The sequence below is a fragment of the Streptomyces sp. Mut1 genome (assembly GCF_030719295.1).
Classification (GTDB): Bacteria; Actinomycetota; Actinomycetes; order Streptomycetales; family Streptomycetaceae; genus Streptomyces; species Streptomyces castrisilvae.
In genome coordinates this window covers 6,304,401-6,321,388 of sequence record NZ_CP120997.1, presented here as the reverse complement: position 1 = coordinate 6,321,388, position 16,988 = coordinate 6,304,401, and the positions used below count along the sequence as shown (strand labels likewise).

The window sequence follows — 16,988 nt, the reverse complement described above, 5'->3', positions numbered from 1 at the left end:
ATGGCCGCGGCGTGTTTCGTCCTGACGCTCGCGGTGGTCCTCTCCTGCGTCCTGCTGATCACCGGCCTCGCGCGCACCCGGCGGGGGCAGGGCGGTCCGCTGCACGATCTGTACGAGGCCGCCTTCCTGAACGGCGGGCCCGGCCGGGTCGTCGACACGGCACTCACCGCCATGCAGGCGGACGGCCGGCTGAACGTCGGCGGGCCGGGCATCGTCGCCGTCCTCCACCCGGTCGCCCACGATCCGGTGGAGCGGGCCGTGCTCCAGGAGCACGCCGCCGCCCCGAACGGGGCCCTGCACACCCTGCGGGTCGCGGCGATGCGGCACCCGGCGGTGCAGGAGACCGGTCACGGGCTGGCCGCGCGCGGGCTGCTGGCCGCGCCCGGTGCGAACGCGAAGTGGCGGGTGTGGGGTCTCGTGCAGACGCTGCTGTGCTTTCTGGCCCTCCCGGTCGCCTTCGGCCTGGCCGTCAGCGGGTTCATGTCCGACAGCGGGGGCCCCGGCTGGCGCGTCCCGTTCTTCGTCGTGGTGGTCCCGGCCGTGGCCGGCGGGTTCGTGACCGGGCTGGTCTGCGCGGCGGCGGCCCGGTCCAGGGTCACCCGGGCCGGGCGCGGGGCGGCGGCGGAGTTCCGGGCCGCACACGCCCACCGCGCCGAACCGGCGCTCCTGGTGGCGGTCCACGGCCTGCGCGCCGTTCCCGATCCCGCGCTGCGGACGCACCTGATCGCGGCGGCCCGCACCCGGCCCGTGCGCCCCTCGCACACCCGGTACACCTCGTACACCTCCACGGACTCCTCGGGCATGCTGCTCGCGCCGTCGGTGTGGTGCGCGGGGTCGAGCCCCGGAGGCGGCTGCGGCAGCTCGCCCGGGAGCAGCTGCGGCGGGGCCAACGGATGCGGATCGGGTTCGAGCTGCGGTTCCTCCGGCTCCAGTTGCGGGGGCGGTTCCAGCTGTGGTTCCTCCGGTTCGAGCTGCGGCGGCGGGTCGAGCTGCGGCAGCAGTTCCTGAGACGGCTGGTCCACCTGTTGGACGAGCTATGGCGCGGCGGACCGCCCTCGCATAGAAATCCCGCATGGTCCCCTTTCTGTTGGTGCTGGTCGCGTGGGGCGCGGCGGGGCTGTCCTGCGTCCGGCTCTGCCTCGCCGGAGCCCGCCTGGCCCGGCAGCCGGCCGGGGCAGCGGCCCAGGGGGCGCGGTTCTCCGCGTACCGGCGGGAACTCACGCTGTACGAGGCGGCTTTCCTGGCCGGCGGACCGCGCCGGGTGGCCGATCTGGCGCTCGTCTCCATGCATCTGCGGCGCCGGCTGCTGCTCGCCCCCACCGGCTGGGCGACGGTGGTCGACCCGGAGGGCCGCGACGAGGTGGAGCGCACGGTGATCCGGGCCATCGGCCCCGAGGGCCAGTCGCCGATACCGCCGGTACGCGCGGCGGCGGCCGCCGCGGACGCCGTACGCGCCGTGGCCGACCGGCTGGTCGCCGCGGGCCTCGCGGTGCCGCGCGGGGCGGACATGGCGTCGGCGGTGCGGGCGGTGCGCGGGACGGCTGGGCTGGTGGCCGCGCTGGGCGCCGCCGCCCTGCTCGCACCCGGCGGCCCCGAGACGCGGCTGCTCGTGTGGTTCGGGCTGCCGCTCGCCCTGACCCTGGGGTGCCTGGCCATCGCCCGGCTCGAAGCGCACCCCTACGGCACGTGGGCCTCACCGGCCGGGCAGCGGATGCTGGAGGCGTGCGCGCTGCCGGGCGACGGCGCCACGGGCGACACGCTGGTGGCGGTCGCCGTACGCGGGGTGGGCGCGGTGCGGGACCCCGCGCTACGGGCGGCGCTGGCGGGCCGGGAGGGCGTACGAGGACGCCCGGCCCGGGAATGACGAACGGTGCGGCGCGCCGAGCGCGCCGCACCGTCGGGCCGAACCCGGTGTCGCTGGACCGGCGGACGGCACGAGGTGCCGGATGCCCGCCGTCTGATCTTCCGGGTCGGGGTGGCCGGGAGCCCGTTCGCTACGCGAGCCCTGCCACCAGGTCCGCGACCGACTTGCGCCGGCCGGTGAAGAAGGGGACCTCCTCGCGGACGTGCATCCGCGCCTCGGAGGCCCTGAGGTGACGCATCAGGTCGACGATGCGGTACAGCTCGTCGGCCTCGAAGGCCAGCACCCACTCGTAGTCGCCGAGGGAGAACGAGGCGACCGTGTTGGCGCGCACGTCGGGGTAGCCGCGGGCCATCTTGCCGTGGTCGGCGAGCATGCGGCGGCGGTCCTCGTCGGCCAGCAGGTACCAGTCGTACGAGCGCACGAAGGGGTACACGCTGATGTAGTTGCGCGGCGTCTCGTCGGCGAGGAACGCCGGGACGTGCGACTTGTTGAACTCGGCGGGGCGGTGCAGCGCCATGTTCGACCAGACCGGCTCCAGGTGCTTGCCGAGCCGCGTGCGCCGGAAGAGGTTGTACGCCTCCTGGAGCTCGTCCGCCGTCTCCGCGTGCCACCAGATCATGAGGTCGGCGTCGGCGCGCAGGCCGGAGACGTCGTAGGTGCCGCGAATGGTGACGTCCCGCGCCGCGAGCTTGTCGAACAGCTCCTGGACCTCGCCGGCGACGGCCGCGCGGTCCGTGTCGGCGGGCAGGACGTCGCGCAGCTTGAAGACGGACCACAACGTGTAGCGGATGACGTCGTTGAGGTCCTTGGCCTTCTTGCCGGCGTTCGGAGCCTTGCTTGATGTCTCAGTCTCGGAAGCACTCATACGGCTATTGTCCCGCCTCGCTCCGTGTGCCCTGAACCAGGGTCGGCGTGGCGGTGGTCTGCCCCGTGAGAGCGTCGGCGATCTCGTCGGCGGCGCGCCGGGCGCTCGCGACGCAGGCCGGGATGCCGACCCCCTCGTAGACCGCGCCGCACACCCGCAGCGCGGGCAGCTTGGCGACCTCTTCCCGGATGCGGGCGACCCGGGTGAGGTGGCCCACCGGGTACTGGGGCAGCCCGCCGATCCACCGGGTGACCTCGGTGGCCACGGGCTTCGCGGTCAGCCCGGTCGCGGCGGCGAGGTCGCGCAGGGACACACCGACGAGTTCGCCGTCCTCGCGGTGGAGGTGGTCCTCCTCGCCGTAGCGGCCGACCGAGGTCCGCAGGAGGAACAGGTCGGGCGCGGCGTCGGCGACCCACTGCCACTTGTGGGTGGAGAAGGTGGCGGCCTTGATGGTGTGCCCGTCGACCGGCGGCACGAGGAAGCCGGAACGCCCGGCGAGCGCGGCCGTCCCCGCCACGTCGGAACGCCGGAACGCCATGGTGACCAGGGCCATCGACGCGTACTCGACGCCCGCCAGCCCGGCCGAGGCGGCCGGGGACTCGGCGGCGAGCAGGGTGGAGGCGGACCAGGCGGGGGTGGCGAGGACGATGCCGTCGGCCGCGACGACCCGGGTGTCGGTGCGCACGTCCCAGCCGTCGGCGGTACGGGTCAGGCCCAGCACCGGGGTCTCGGTGAGGATGTCGCCGCCCCCGGCGCGTACGGCGTCCGCGACGGCGCCCGGCAGGCTGCCGATGCCGCCTTCGATGCCCTGGAAGACCGGCCCGGCCTGCTGCCGGGCGGCGGCCTGCTCCTGGATGCGGGTGACCCCGTCGAGCAGCGAGCCCGACCGCCGGGCGACGTCGAAGAGCTGCGGGACGGCGGCGCGCATCGAGATCCGGTAGGCGTCGCCCGCGTAGACCCCGCCGAGCAGCGGCTCCACGAGCCGGTCGACGACCTCGCGGCCCAGCCGGTCGGCCACGTAGGCGCCGACGGCGACGTCGTCACCGACGGCCGTCGGGGTGAGGTCGCGTTCCTGCGCGATACGGGCGAGCCCCTCCGGCGAGAGGACGTCGCCGAGGACGGACGGGTCGCCCGGGACGCCCATCACATGGCCCTTGGGCATGGGGCGCAGCGCGTCGCGCGTCCACAGGGCGGCGGTGGCCGTGGCGGGCGGCTGGAGGCGGTCGCCGAGCCCCACGGAGCGCGCCAGGCCGACCGCCTCCGGGCGGCGGGCGAGCATGGACTCGGCGCCGAGGTCGACCCGGACGCCCGCGACCTCGCCGGTCATGAGCTTGCCGCCGAGCCGGTCGGTCGCCTCCAGGAGGGTGACCCTCAGCCCGGCCCCGACGAGCCGGTGGGCGGCCGCGAGTCCGGCGATGCCGCCGCCGATGACGACGACGTGGCCGGGGGCCCTGTCCGCGCGGTGTGGTGAACGCTGCATGCCTCCACTCTCTCAAACCTCTTCCGCGCCCCCGACGCGGCCGCTTCGAACCGGCCGATGTCAGCGCGCCGGAAGGCGGACTGAGCGGACGTCAGACCGTGACAGGGCCGCTGCCGAGGGCGAGTGGGCACGCCACCGGGGCGCGCGGCGCCGTAGCGTGGGTTCTTTCGGACGGGGCGTCGAAGGGACCGGCATGGCGGCGGAACGACTGGTGATCATCGGCGGGGACGCGGCGGGGATGTCCGCGGCGTCCCAGGCCCGGCGGCTGAAGGGCCCGGACGAGCTGAGCGTCACCGCCTTCGAACGGGGCCACTTCACCTCGTACTCCGCGTGCGGCATCCCGTACTGGGTGAGCGGCGACGTGACCGGGCGGGACCAGCTGATCGCCCGTACGCCCGAGGAACACCGGGCCCGCGACATCGATCTGCGCACCCGTACCGAGGTGACGGAGATCGACGTGGCCGGGCGGCGGGTGCGCGCCCTGGACCGGGAGTCCGGCGAGACGTACTGGACGGGGTTCGACAAGCTGGTCATCGCCACCGGGGCCCGCCCGGTGCGCCCGGAGCTGCCCGGCATGGACGCGGCCGGGGTGCACGGGGTGCAGACCCTGGACGACGGGCAGGCGCTGCTGGAGACCCTGGAGCGGACGACGGGCCGGCGCGCGGTCGTCGTCGGGGCCGGATACATCGGGGTCGAGATGGCGGAGGCGATGCTGAAGCGCGGCTACGAGGTGACCGTGCTCAACCGCGCCGAGCAGCCGATGGCGACGCTCGACCCGGACATGGGGCGCCTGGTCCACGACGCCATGGACGGGCTCGGCATCCACACGGTGAACGGGGCGGAGGTCACCGGCATCACGACCGGGCCGGACGGCCGGGTCACCGGGGTCACCACGGACGGCGCCTCCTATCCGGCGGACGTGGTGGTGCTCGGCATCGGCGTCGAGCCTGAGACGACGCTGGCCCGTGCGGTGGGGCTGCCGCTGGGGCCGCACGGCGGGCTGCTCACCGATCTGTCGATGCGGGTCGTGGGCCACGAGAACATCTGGGCGGGCGGCGACTGCGTGGAGGTCCTTGACCTGGTGGCGGGCCGCACCCGGCACATCGCGCTGGGCACGCACGCCAACAAGCACGGCCAGGTCATCGGCTCCAACGTGGGCGGTGGCTACGGCACGTTCCCCGGGGTGGTGGGTACGGCGGTGAGCAAGGTCTGCGACCTGGAGATCGCCCGCACCGGGCTGCGCGAGAGGGACGCCCGTGCGGTGGGCCTGCGGTTCGTGACGGCGACGATCGAGTCGACGGGCCGGGCCGGTTACTACCCGGGGGCGCGGCCGATGACGGTGAAGATGCTCGCGGAGTACCGCACGGGGCGGCTGCTGGGCGTGCAGATCGTGGGCCGCGACGGCGCGGGCAAGCGGGTGGACGTGGCGGCGGTGGCGCTCACCGCGGGGATGACGGTGGAGCAGATGACGGCCCTGGACCTGGGGTACGCCCCGCCGTTCTCGCCGGTCTGGGACCCGGTCCTGGTGGCGGCCCGCAGGACGGTGTCGGTGCTGCGGAAGGCGGGCACCGCCTGAGCGGCGCCCGCCCCCGGGCGGTCAGCGGGCGGTGCTGGTGTGGACGTACTCGACGAGGCGGGTCAGCGCGTCCGGGTCCATGTTCGGCATCACGCCGTGGCCCAGGTTGAAGATGTGGCCCTCCAGGCCCGCGGCCGCGTCCAGGACCTCCTGGGTCTTGGCCTCCACCGCGGCGGTCGGGGCGAACAGCACGGCCGGGTCGAGGTTGCCCTGGAGCGCCTTGCCGGGGCCGACGCGGCGCGCGGCCTCGTCCATCGGGACCCGCCAGTCGACGCCGACGACGTCCGCCCCGGCCTCGCCCATCAGGCCGAGCAGTTCACCGGTGCCGACACCGAAGTGGATGCGCGGGACCTCGTAGCGGGCGACGGCGTCGAAGACCTTCGCGGAGGCGGGCAGCACCGAGCGCCGGTAGTCGGCGGGGGCCAGGGCGCCCACCCAGGAGTCGAAGAGCTGCACCGCCGAGGCGCCGGCCTCGATCTGGACCTCCAGGAAGGCGCCGGTGATCTCGGCGAGGCGGTCGAGCAGGTCGGCCCAGAGCTCCGGGTCGCCGTACATCATGGCCTTGGTGTGCTCGTGGTTGCGGGACGGGCCGCCCTCCACGAGGTAGCTCGCGAGGGTGAACGGCGCGCCCGCGAAGCCGATCAGCGGGGTCGCGCCCAGCTCCGCGGTGAGCAGGCCGATGGCCTCGGTGACGTACGGGACGTCCTCGGGGGTGAGGTCGCGCAGCCGGGCCAGGTCGGCGCGGGTGCGGATCGGCTCGGCGACGACCGGGCCGATGCCGGGCTTGATGTCGAGGTCGATGCCGATCGCCTTGAGCGGGACGACGATGTCGCTGAAGTAGATCGCGGCGTCGACCTTGTGGCGGCGGACGGGCTGCATGGTGATCTCGGCGACCAGCTCCGGAATCATGCAGGAGTCGAGCATCGCGATGCCTTCGCGCACCTTCAGGTACTCGGGCAGCGAGCGTCCCGCCTGACGCATGAACCAGACCGGCGTGTGCGGCACGGGCTCGCGCCGGCACGCCTTCAGGAACGCCGAGTCGTGGGTGGCGGAGGTCTTCGTCTGCTGCCCGGAGGGGCGATCGTTGGCACTCACAGAACGAATCTTCGCACGTAAGCGCAACGAGCCCGGCCCCGCACGGGTGTCCTTCCGCACGCGAAGCTCCGGTTCCGCCTACTCTTCCCCGCATGGCTGCGGCTCAGGGACACATCTCCGGTCAATCCGATGGCGCTGACGGCGAGGACGGCGCGGAGGGCGGTGCCGTCCCGCCCGCGTTCCGTGCGGCGGTGGACGCGCTGCGCGCGGCGCGGCTGCGCCCCGAGCTGGAGGTGGATCCGACGCGGCCGCCCAAGAGGCTGGCTCCGCACGCGTACGCGCTGGAGGCCGCGGTCGTGGACGGCGAGGAGGATCTCGCCGACGGGCGGCTCGTCCTGCTCCACGACCCGGCCGGGCACGAGGCCTGGCAGGGCACCTTCCGGCTGGTGACGCTGGTCCGGGCCGAGCTGGAGCCGGAGATGGCCGCCGATCCGCTGCTGCCGGAGGTGTGCTGGTCCTGGCTGACCGGCGCGCTGGAGGCGCGTGGACTGTTCTACGGGGAGGCCGGCGGCACGGTCACCATGGCGGGCTCGCACTACTTCGGCGCGCTGGAGACGCGGCGTCCCGCGACCCAGATCGAGATCCGGGCCTCCTGGACGCCGCGCGAGGGGCGCGGCGGGGTACCGGACACGGCGGCGCACCTGGTGGCGTGGGGGGATCTGCTGTGCCAGATCGCGGGGCTGCCGCCGTCGGGCCCGCAGGACGCGGCGGTGGTGACGCTGCCCCAGCGGCGCGGACCGCAGGTGCCGTAAAGAGGGTCTCGACGGCCCGTACCGCAGGTGCCGCCAGAAGGTCTCGATGGCCCGTGCCGCGATGTCCCCGGGGACGTCGCGGCCGTTCCCGTTTCCTGTGACGCCGCGTCATACGATCACTTTCGGCCATCGCCGCGCTCTTCGTACAATCGATCGCGCGTCCTATTTGCCCGAATTGTTACTCAGCAATCGTGATCTTCCCCTAAAGGAGCAGGGGTCTGCTGCCGAAGGAGTCAATGACCCTTCAAGCACGGTTCGCCCCGGCTTCACCCCCGAGCCGGCCCGTCCCGCCACTCCCCAGGAGGCCTGGTGTCCGTTCTCCTTGAGCAGCCCGCAAGCCTGGTCGCCTACCGCCCGAACAAGCCGACGGCCATGGTCGTCGTGGCCGACCCGCGCGTCCGTTCCACCGTCACCCGCCATCTGTGGGCACTCGGAGTACGTGACGTCATCGAGGCGTCGTCCATCGCGGAGGCCCGCCCCCGCGTCGGCAACCCGCGCGACATCTGCGTTGCCGACGTCCATCTGCCCGACGGTTCCGGGCTGACCCTGCTGTCCGAAACCCGAGCCGCCGGCTGGCCCAACGGTCTCGCCCTGTCCGCCGCCGATGACATCGGCGCCGTGCGCAACGCCCTCGCGGGCGGCGTCAAGGGCTACGTCGTCACCGGCACCCGTACCAATATCGGCCACCCGGCCCGTCCCGGCGTCGCCCCCATCGGCGCCACCGCCGCCCGTATGCACCGCCGGCCCCCCGGCACCCCGAGCCACCCGGGCGGCTACCGCGAACTCTCCGGCCGCGAGGTGGAGGTTCTGCGGCTCGTCGCCGAGGGCCAGTCCAACAAGGCCATCGGCGTCTCCATGGGGCTGTCCGCCCTGACCGTCAAGAGCCACCTCGCCCGCATCGCCCGCAAGCTCGGCACCGGAGACCGCGCAGGAATGGTCGCCGTGGCCCTGCGGACGGGCATCATCCACTGATTCCGCACCCCCGCCGGTGTGCAGAAATGCGGAACCGGCTGGATTACACGCATCGGCGCCCGTCGACGGAACGTTCCGTCGGCGGGCGCCGCGCACACACAGATACCCTTGACACGTGACCGACGCCCAAGAGACCGCAGCAGACAGTTCACTGCGAACCACCGGGGGCGCTCCCCCGGACGACGTCGCCCCGGCGCCGATCCCCTTGCTCGAACCGCGCGAGGGCATTCCACCGGTGGTGGCCTCCGACGATGCCCTGGCCGGGGTGATCGCCGCCTTCGCCGCGGGCTCCGGGCCGGTGGCCGTGGACGCCGAGCGGGCGTCCGGCTACCGCTACGGGCAGCGCGCCTATCTCGTACAGCTGCGCCGTGACGGCGCGGGCAGCGCGCTGGTCGACCCCGTCGGCTGCCCCGACCTGTCCGGGCTCGGCGAGGTGCTGCACGGCACCGAGTGGATTCTGCACGCGGCGACGCAGGACCTGCCGTGCCTGCGCGAGATAGGAATGACGCCGACCGGGCTCTTCGACACCGAGCTGGCCGGGCGGCTGGCCGGGTTCCCGCGGGTCGGCCTCGGCGCGATGGTCGAGAACGTCCTCGGCTACTCCCTGGAGAAGGGCCACTCCGCGGTCGACTGGTCCACCCGCCCGCTGCCCGAGCCCTGGCTGAGGTATGCCGCGCTCGACGTCGAACTGCTCATCGACCTGCGCAACGCCCTGGAGGACGAGCTCGACCGGCAGGGCAAGCTGGAGTGGGCGCAGGAGGAGTTCGCCGCCATCGCGTCGGCGCCGCCGGCTCCCCCGCGCCAGGACCCCTGGCGCCGCACCTCCGGGATGCACAAGGTCCGCCGCCGCCGGCAGATGGCGGTGGTACGGGAACTGTGGACCGCCCGCGACCAGGTCGCCCGGCGCCGGGACGTCTCGCCCGGCAAGGTCCTCGGGGACGCCGCGATCATCGAGGCCGCCCTCGCGCTGCCGCCGAACACCCAGGCACTGACGGCCCTGCCCGGCTTCGGCCCGCGCATGGGGCGGCGTCAGCTGGAGCAGTGGCAGGCCGCCGTCGACCGGGCCAAGGCGCTGCCGGACACGGAGCTGCCGCAGCCCGGCCAGGCCCTCGCCGGTCCGCCGCCGCCGCGCGCCTGGGCCGACAAGGACCCGGCGGCCGCCGCCCGGCTCTCGGCCGCCCGCGCCGCGGTCTCCGCGCTCGCGGAGCGCCTGCACCTGCCGCAGGAGAACCTGATCACGCCGGACACCGTGCGCCGGGTGTGCTGGGAGCCGCCGAAGAATCCGACGCCGGAGACGGTGGAATCGGCGCTGGCCGGGTACGGCGCGCGGCACTGGCAGATCGAGCAGGTGGCCCCGCTGCTGGTCCGCGCGCTCACGCAGCCGGGCTGATCGCGCACGGGACCCTGGAAGCGCATGGGACAGGGGCGTATTCACGCCAGGTTCCGCGCACACTCCCGATGGCCCGGACGGACTCGAATACGAGTCCGTCCGGGCCATTTGCCGTGTACGGCGGTGCCCACGGCGGACACTTTCCCCATGTGACCTTCGCCGCTCCCGCCACAGGGGGTGGGCAGTCTGGTTACCCGCAAGTAGCATGAGCGGAGCGGCGCGCCTCAGGGCGTGCCTCGCAGCAGTGCCATCCCGCACCCTGGAGGAGAGCCATCGTGCCTCGTACCATCCGGGACGTCGTCTTCGTCGACGGCGTCCGCACCCCGTTCGGCAAGGCGGGCCCGAAGGGCATCTACCACGAGACCCGCGCCGACGATCTCGTCGTGAAGGCCATCCGGGAGCTGCTGCGCCGCAACCCGGACCTGGACCCCAAGAAGATCGACGAGGTCGCCATCGCCGCGACCACGCAGATCGGCGACCAGGGCCTCACGCTCGGCCGTACCGCCGGAATCCTCGCCGGGCTGCCGCAGTCCGTCCCCGGTTACTCGATCGACCGCATGTGCGCGGGCGCGCTGACCGCCGTCACCTCGACGGCCGGCTCCATCGCCTTCGGCGCGTACGACGTCGTGGTCGCCGGTGGCGTCGAGCACATGGGCCGCCACCCGATGGGCGAGGGCGTCGACCCGAACCCGCGCTTCGTGTCGGAGAAGCTGGTCGACGAGTCCGCCCTGTTCATGGGCATGACCGCGGAGAACCTGCACGACCGGTACCCCACGATCACCAAGCAGCGCGCCGACGAGTACGCGGTGCGTTCGCAGGAGAAGGCCGCCAAGGCGTACGCCGACGGCAAGATCCAGCAGGACCTGGTGCCGGTCTCCGTACGCCGCACCAACGCGGAGGCCGGTGAGACGGGCTGGGGCCTGGTCACCGCCGACGAGCCGATGCGGCCGGGCACCACGATGGAGTCCCTGGCGAACCTGAAGACCCCGTTCCGCGCCCACGGCCGCGTGACGGCCGGTAACGCCGCGGGTCTCAACGACGGCGCCACCGCCTCGCTGCTCGCCGCCGAGGACGTCGCCCGCGAGTTGGGCCTCCCGGTCAAGATGCGTCTGGTCTCCTACGCCTTCGCGGGCGTCGAGCCCGAGGTCATGGGCTACGGCCCGATCCCGGCCACGGAGAAGGCCCTCGCCAAGGCCGGCCTGTCCATCTCGGACATCGGCCTCTTCGAGATCAACGAGGCGTTCGCCGTACAGGTGCTGGCCTTCCTGGAGCACTACGGCATCGCCGACGACGACGCCCGGGTCAACCAGTACGGCGGCGCGATCGCCTACGGCCACCCGCTCGCCTCCTCCGGCGTCCGGCTGATGACGCAGCTGGCCCGCCAGTTCGAGGAGCGGCCCGAGGTCCGCTACGGCCTGACGACGATGTGCGTCGGCTTCGGCATGGGCGCGACGGTCGTCTGGGAGAACCCGCACTTCGAGAACGCCGGAGGCGACAAGTGAGCACCACCACCGAGCTTCTGAAGGGTGCGGCCGAGCTGTTCCCGGGCGAGGTCGTCACCCAGGCGCACGTACGCCACCTGGACCTGCCGGCCGGCGCCGGGCGCTTCGCCCTCATCACGCTGGACAACGGCCTGGACCACACCAAGCCGACCACCTTCGGACCGCAGTCGCTGGCAAACCTGAACGCCGCCGTCGACCAGGTCGAGAAGGAGGCCGCCGAGGGCTCGATCACCGGCATCGGCATCACCGGCAAGCCGTTCATCTTCGCGGTCGGCGCCGACCTCAAGGGCGTCGAGCTCCTCAAGGACCACAAGGACGCGCTGGCCATCGGCAAGGGCGGCCACGACGTCTTCCGCCGCCTCTCCGGCCTCGCGGTCCCGACGTTCGCGTACTACAACGGCGCGGCCATGGGCGGCGGTGTCGAGGTCGGTCTGCACTGCTCGTACCGCACCGTCTCCAAGGCACTGCCCGCGTTCTCGCTGCCCGAGGTCTTCCTCGGTCTGGTCCCCGGCTGGGGCGGCTGCGCGCTGCTCCCCAACCTGATCGGAGCGGACCGCGCGGTCTCGGTGATCATCGAGAACTCGCTCAACCAGAACCGTCAGCTCAAGGGCAAGCAGGTCTTCGAGCTCGGCATCGCCGACGCGCTCTTCGAGGGCGCGGACTTCCTGGAGCAGTCGCTGCTCTGGACCGCGGACGTGCTGAACGGCACCGTCACGGTGGAGCGCCCCGAGGTCGACCGCGGTGCCGCCTGGGACCAGGCCGTCGCCCGCGGCAGGGCCATCGCCGACTCCAAGGTGCACGGCGCCGCCCCGGCCGCGTACCGCGCGCTGGAGATCATCGCCGCGGCCAAGGACGGCGACCTGTCCGCCGGCTTCGACGCCGAGGACCAGGCCCTCGCGGACCTGATCATGGGCGGCGAGCTGCGCGCCGGGATCTACTCCTTCAACCTGGTCCAGAAGCGCGCCAAGCGCCCGGCCGGTGCCCCGGACAAGAACCTGGCCCGCCCGGTCACCAAGGTCGGCGTGGTGGGCGCGGGCCTGATGGCCAGCCAGCTCGCCCTGCTGTTCCTGCGCCGCCTGGAGGTGCCGGTCGTCCTGACCGACATCGACCAGGAGCGCGTCGACAAGGGTGTCGGCTACGTCCACGCCGAGATCGAGAAGCTGCTCGGCAAGGGCCGCATCAACCAGGACAAGGCCAACCGCCTCAAGGCCCTGGTCTCCGGTGTGCTGGACAAGGCCGAGGGCTTCTCCGACGCCGACTTCATCATCGAGGCGGTCTTCGAGGAGATCGGCGTCAAGCAGCAGGTGTTCGCCGAGGTCGAGGCGGTCGCCCCGGCGCACGCGATCCTCGCCACCAACACCTCGTCCCTCTCGGTCACCGAGATGGCGTCGAAGCTGAAGAACCCGGAGCGGGTCGTCGGCTTCCACTTCTTCAACCCGGTCGCGATCCTCCCGCTCCTGGAGATCGTGCGCGGCGAGCAGACCGACGACGCCTCGCTGGCCACGGCCTTCGGTGTCGCCCGCAAGCTGAAGAAGACCGCGGTCCTGGTGAAGGACGCCCCGGCGTTCGTCGTCAACCGCATCCTCACCCGCTTCATGGGCGAGATCCAGAACGTCATCGACGAGGGCACCCCGGTCGAGGTCGCGGAGAAGGCCATCGACCCGCTCGGCCTGCCGATGTCCCCGCTGGTGCTCCTGGAGCTGGTCGGCCCGGCGATCGGCCTGCACGTCTCGGAGACCCTGAACCGCGCCTTCCCGGAGCGCTTCACCGTCTCGCAGAACCTGGCCGCCGTGGTCAAGGCCGGCAAGCGCGGCTTCTACGTCTATGACTCCGGCAAGCCGGAGCTGGACCCGGAGGTCGCCGCCCTCCTCAAGCAGGGCGACACCGTCCTGTCCGAGGAGCAGGTCCGCGACCGCGTCCTGGACGCGGTGGCGCAGGAGATCGGCCTGATGCTGAACGAGGGCGTCGTCGCCGAGGCCCAGGACATCGACCTCTGCCTGATCACCGGTGCGGGCTGGCCCTTCCACCTGGGCGGCATCACGCCGTACCTGGACCGCGAGGGCGTCTCCGAGCGGGTGAACGGGAAGAAGTTCCTGGCGCGGGGCGTGGCGAGCGTTCCCGCGTAACGCGTTCGGCTTCACGATCGGCGAACGGGCCGTACGGGATTCCCCGTACGGCCCGTTCCCGTGTCCGGGCGGTCAGGACGTGACGCGGCGCGGGACGACGACGAGGGCGTTGGAGACCTTGCGCTGGCGTTCCTCGTCGGTGTCCCCCGCGTCCGACGGGCTGTTGCGGACCTTGTCCCCGACCACCATCGTGCTCGACCCGCCGCCGTCGAGGTTGATCGCGTCCTCGGCGCCGAGCGACACCAGGATGCCGGCCGCCTCGGTGAGGCTGACGCCCTCGCTGACGCCCGGCCGGCGTCCGTCGAACACGACGAGCAGGAGGGTGCCGTCCGGGCGGATGCCGACGACGGTGCGCGGTGAACGGCTGTCGACGGCCCCCTGGGAGACCCCGTTGGCCGCGGCGTTGATCCAGACCCGGCCGGAGCGCACCAGCGCGGGGCCCGCTCCGACGACGGAGGCGCCGGACAGCTCGACCTGCCGGCCGTCGGGGTCGGTCACCCGGGACTCCACGGTGAGGCCGCGGCCCGGCGTCGCGTGCTCGCGGAGCCAGCCGGCCGCGGAACCGATGCCCACGAGCGTACGGCCGCCCGCCGGGACCGTTCCGCCCGAGGGGCTGCGCACCGCGGTCACCGTGCCGTGCGCGTCGACCACCGCCTCGACGCTGTCCCGGTCCGCGCCCGGCGTCGACGCGCCCCACTGCGCGGGGAAGTCGACGAGTTCGTCGGGGTCGTAGCAGACCCGCCCCGGCAGAGGATCCCCGGTCAGCGCCCCGGTGTCGGTGCGCCGGTCGCCTCCCACGCCCCCGCAGCCGACGATCCGCCCCGGCACCCGCCCGGTACCGTCCACGACCGCGCGCGCCCCGTCCGACGAGGTGACATAGGTGGCGGACCGCAGCTCGGTGATCCGGGCCCGCTCCCCCCGCCCCGGCAGAACCAGCGCGGTACGCCCGTTCGTGGCCTCGCTGAGGAGTGCGCCGCCGGAGACGTAGAGGCCGAGGGGGTCGCCCTTGTAGCGCGCGGAATCGGTGTCGAAGTAGGTGCCGTTGACCGCGGCGACCGCCTGGGCCCGGCGGGCCAGGTCGCGGACGGTGTCGGTCGTCGCCACCGCTCCGCCGTGGTCGGTCCGGACGTCGACGGGGGCGTCCGGCGCCACGGCCAGCACGCTGACGCGGACCGGGCTGCCGTCCGCCAGCTTGCGTACCGACTGCCGGAACGAGAGGCCGCGGGGCAGGTTTTCCGCCGTCGGCGAGGCTCCGGCGGACGGTGGGCGGGCGCCCCGGCCGTCGGGGTCCGCGCTGGTCTGCGTGGTGCACGCGGCGGTCAGGAGGGCGAGGCACAGCACCGGTATCCGCACGGCCCGTCGTCCGTTCATGCTCCGCTCCCTCGCCCCCCGGACAACGAACAGGCTCTGTCCGGGTACCGCGCGGGGAATCGCCGTGGATACCAGCCTTATGACGTTCCGGATGCTATCAAGTGCGCACGGGTGTCCCGAATCATTCGTGATGAATTCGGGCTCGACCGGCGGAGTGGTGGCCGGATAGACTCGGACGGCTTCCGCCGGGGGGCGTGTCCGGAATCACACAAGAGCAGGCAGCGTATCTCATGACCACAGCACTTCCTCCTCTCGTACCGAATCGCGCGGCCGTCGACCGACGCCGAGTGGTCACCGAGACGGACACGACTGGCCCTTTCCCCGTCGAGTACCGGTTCCGGCCCGCAGAGGGCGACTCACAGCATCTGATCGTGGTCTTCTCCGGCCTCGCGGCGCCCAATGGATACCACTTCGCCGGTAAGTCCCTGATGGAATTGCGCGCCAATATCCTGTGGATCCGGGACGATTTCGACGGCCATTACAGCTATTACATGTGCCGGAACATGGATTTCTCTATCGAGGCGTCGGTCGCCGGTCTGATCGAGCGCACGCTCGCTCGTCTCGGTCTCGGCCGGGACCGGGTCAGTCTCCTCGGTGTCTCGAAGGGCGGCAGTGCGGCCCTCTATTACGGCCTGCGGTACGGATACCGGAATATTGTCACGGTGGTGCCTCAATTCCTGATCGGCAGCTATGTGCGCGACAGGGCGGTGACGGGCCAGTACATGCTGGGCGAATCGATGCCGCAGCAGAATATCGACGTACTCGACGGCGCCATTCCCGATATGCTCAGAGCGCGTGGCGGCCAGGGGCACAACATCTACCTGTTCACCTCCGAGGCCGACGAGCAGTACGAGACGGAGATCAACCCGCATCTCCAGCTCTTCTGGGCCTGCGAGAACTTCAACTTCATCCGCACCGATTCACCGATGGTGCGTCAGCACGGCGAGGTGTCCGGGTACAACATGCCCCTCATCGCCGGTCTGCTGTCGGCCCTCACGGAGGGGGCGGACCCCCGCCTTGGGTTCGTGGAGAACGGGAAGCAGCAGGTCAATGAGGTTGATCGGCAGTCCTACCTGTACGAGCTGCGGGTATCGGACGCGCTGACGGCCGTGGTGAAGAAACAGGACATCCGCGGGGCGAACATCGTGCTGTCGGGCGATGCCTTCATCCCCGGCGAATCCGCTTACTCGCATTCCATGACGACGAAGAGTCTCATCATGGAGAGCGGCAGCCGCCACTTCGAATTCCCGTTGGCGACCACAGAGGCCAAGTACCTCTACAGCCAGTATTTCGACCGGTTCTCCTGCGACTATCCGTACGGAGGGTTCGAGCCGGAGTCACCGTCGGGTATTTCGATGAAAGGCATCCCCGTCGGCACGTACAACCTCTCCGTCCGGGTGACGAGCCCTGCCGAGGGAATAGACAGGCGCACTGCTCTGGTGGCCCGCCGACCCTTCGACATCAGGCGGCCCGTCGGCGGCAACGAGGCCGTTCTCATCGGGGACAAAAAGCGGGTCCGACTGATACGCAGGCCCATCGTCGGCCAGTTCTCGGCGGAAACTGTTTTCTCGCTGGAATCTACATGGCTGAAGGAGCGAATGCTCCACGTGGAGGGCGTGCTCTTCGTCCATGGCGTCGAAGCTGACGACCGCGGGCACGGACAGTACTACCTGGTGCTTCAGGGCCAGGATTCCACGCATTCCTACCGGCTCGGAATGTCACGCAAGACGGCGGCGATCCGCAAGCACGTCAGGCGGGGCGATTTCGGGAACTACGACTTCGCCTACTTCGCGACCCCCGGTTACAACGGTGTCGATCTACAGAAGGCGGCTCCGGGCGTGTACGAGGTCTACATCTCGCTGAGCACCGGCGGGTCGCTTTTCTCGGCGGCTGCCGGAAGCATCACGCTGGACTGAGGAACGGCACGCGGGAATTCTCCGTCGGCACACACCGGAAACCGACGGAGAATTCCTGCGTGCCGTTCAGCCGTAAAGG

13 protein-coding genes are annotated in these 16,988 nt (G+C 72.0%); 9 read left to right on the top strand and 4 right to left on the bottom strand.

The features are described 5' to 3' along the window. Together P8A18_RS27485 and P8A18_RS27480 are read left to right on the top strand one after the other, a co-directional pair. Positions 1 to 1,008, top strand: a complete 1,008-nt coding sequence (locus P8A18_RS27485; protein ID WP_306058706.1) for a TIGR04222 domain-containing membrane protein — start codon at positions 1 to 3, stop codon at positions 1,006 to 1,008. Positions 1,009 to 1,072: 64 nt separating this feature from the next. Further along, a complete protein-coding gene (locus P8A18_RS27480) occupies positions 1,073 to 1,864 on the top strand; it encodes a TIGR04222 domain-containing membrane protein (RefSeq protein WP_306058704.1) in 792 nt (263 codons plus the stop codon). Positions 1,865 to 1,994: 130 nt separating this feature from the next. Here P8A18_RS27480 and hemQ read toward each other — a convergent pair whose 3' ends face one another. Beyond that, the gene (hemQ, locus tag P8A18_RS27475; protein WP_306058702.1) at positions 1,995 to 2,729 is read right to left on the bottom strand and encodes a hydrogen peroxide-dependent heme synthase; all 735 of its coding nucleotides are present in this window, start codon (positions 2,727 to 2,729) and stop codon (positions 1,995 to 1,997) included. A gap of 4 nt (positions 2,730 to 2,733) precedes the next feature. Next, positions 2,734 to 4,209 (bottom strand): protoporphyrinogen oxidase, encoded by a 1,476-nt coding sequence (gene hemG / locus P8A18_RS27470; protein WP_306058700.1) that lies wholly within the window; start codon positions 4,207 to 4,209, stop codon positions 2,734 to 2,736. A 193-nt stretch (positions 4,210 to 4,402) separates the two neighbouring features. Between hemG and P8A18_RS27465 the strand changes: the two genes are divergently transcribed. Further along, entirely contained in the window at positions 4,403 to 5,785 is a 1,383-nt protein-coding gene (locus P8A18_RS27465) for an FAD-dependent oxidoreductase (protein ID WP_306058698.1), read from the top strand. A 21-nt stretch (positions 5,786 to 5,806) separates the two neighbouring features. Here P8A18_RS27465 and hemE read toward each other — a convergent pair whose 3' ends face one another. Further along, positions 5,807 to 6,880 (bottom strand): uroporphyrinogen decarboxylase, encoded by a 1,074-nt coding sequence (gene hemE, locus P8A18_RS27460; RefSeq protein ID WP_306058696.1) that lies wholly within the window; start codon positions 6,878 to 6,880, stop codon positions 5,807 to 5,809. A 92-nt stretch (positions 6,881 to 6,972) separates the two neighbouring features. Here hemE and P8A18_RS27455 point away from each other — a divergent pair, with 92 nt between their 5' ends. From P8A18_RS27455 to P8A18_RS27435, 5 genes are all read left to right on the top strand, one after another. Further along, the gene (locus P8A18_RS27455) at positions 6,973 to 7,632 is read left to right on the top strand and encodes a DUF3000 domain-containing protein (protein ID WP_306058694.1); all 660 of its coding nucleotides are present in this window, start codon (positions 6,973 to 6,975) and stop codon (positions 7,630 to 7,632) included. A 309-nt stretch (positions 7,633 to 7,941) separates the two neighbouring features. Then, positions 7,942 to 8,604, top strand: coding sequence for a helix-turn-helix transcriptional regulator (locus P8A18_RS27450; protein WP_018100712.1), 663 nt, complete (start codon positions 7,942 to 7,944; stop codon positions 8,602 to 8,604). A 115-nt stretch (positions 8,605 to 8,719) separates the two neighbouring features. Next, positions 8,720 to 9,994: a ribonuclease D gene (locus tag P8A18_RS27445; RefSeq protein WP_306058690.1), complete on the top strand. Its 1,275-nt coding sequence runs from the start codon at positions 8,720 to 8,722 to the stop codon at positions 9,992 to 9,994. A gap of 275 nt (positions 9,995 to 10,269) precedes the next feature. Next, entirely contained in the window at positions 10,270 to 11,496 is a 1,227-nt protein-coding gene (locus P8A18_RS27440; RefSeq protein ID WP_306058687.1) for a thiolase family protein, read from the top strand. Next, entirely contained in the window at positions 11,493 to 13,622 is a 2,130-nt protein-coding gene (locus P8A18_RS27435; RefSeq protein ID WP_306058685.1) for a 3-hydroxyacyl-CoA dehydrogenase NAD-binding domain-containing protein, read from the top strand. Before P8A18_RS27440 ends, P8A18_RS27435 begins: the two co-directional genes overlap by 4 nt. 72 nt (positions 13,623 to 13,694) lie before the next feature. On the opposite strand, the gene P8A18_RS27430 is transcribed toward P8A18_RS27435, so the two are convergent. Continuing rightward, the gene (locus tag P8A18_RS27430) at positions 13,695 to 14,993 is read right to left on the bottom strand and encodes a phosphodiester glycosidase family protein (protein WP_306058683.1); all 1,299 of its coding nucleotides are present in this window, start codon (positions 14,991 to 14,993) and stop codon (positions 13,695 to 13,697) included. A gap of 287 nt (positions 14,994 to 15,280) precedes the next feature. Here P8A18_RS27430 and P8A18_RS27425 point away from each other — a divergent pair, with 287 nt between their 5' ends. Further along, a complete protein-coding gene (locus P8A18_RS27425) occupies positions 15,281 to 16,909 on the top strand; it encodes a hypothetical protein (RefSeq protein WP_306058681.1) in 1,629 nt (542 codons plus the stop codon). Positions 16,910 to 16,988: the final 79 nt, after the last annotated feature.

Bases quoted from the DNA above. Each gene is read 5' to 3' on its own strand.
- P8A18_RS27485 (WP_306058706.1), top strand. From the start codon at position 1: ATGGCCGCGGCGTGTTTCGTCCTGACGCTCGCGGTGGTCCTCTCCTGC.
- P8A18_RS27480 (WP_306058704.1), top strand. From the start codon at position 1,073: ATGGTCCCCTTTCTGTTGGTGCTGGTCGCGTGGGGCGCGGCGGGGCTG.
- hemQ (WP_306058702.1), bottom strand. From the start codon at position 2,729: ATGAGTGCTTCCGAGACTGAGACATCAAGCAAGGCTCCGAACGCCGGC.
- hemG (WP_306058700.1), bottom strand. From the start codon at position 4,209: ATGCAGCGTTCACCACACCGCGCGGACAGGGCCCCCGGCCACGTCGTC.
- P8A18_RS27465 (WP_306058698.1), top strand. From the start codon at position 4,403: ATGGCGGCGGAACGACTGGTGATCATCGGCGGGGACGCGGCGGGGATG.
- P8A18_RS27455 (WP_306058694.1), top strand. From the start codon at position 6,973: ATGGCTGCGGCTCAGGGACACATCTCCGGTCAATCCGATGGCGCTGAC.
- P8A18_RS27430 (WP_306058683.1), bottom strand. From the start codon at position 14,993: ATGAACGGACGACGGGCCGTGCGGATACCGGTGCTGTGCCTCGCCCTC.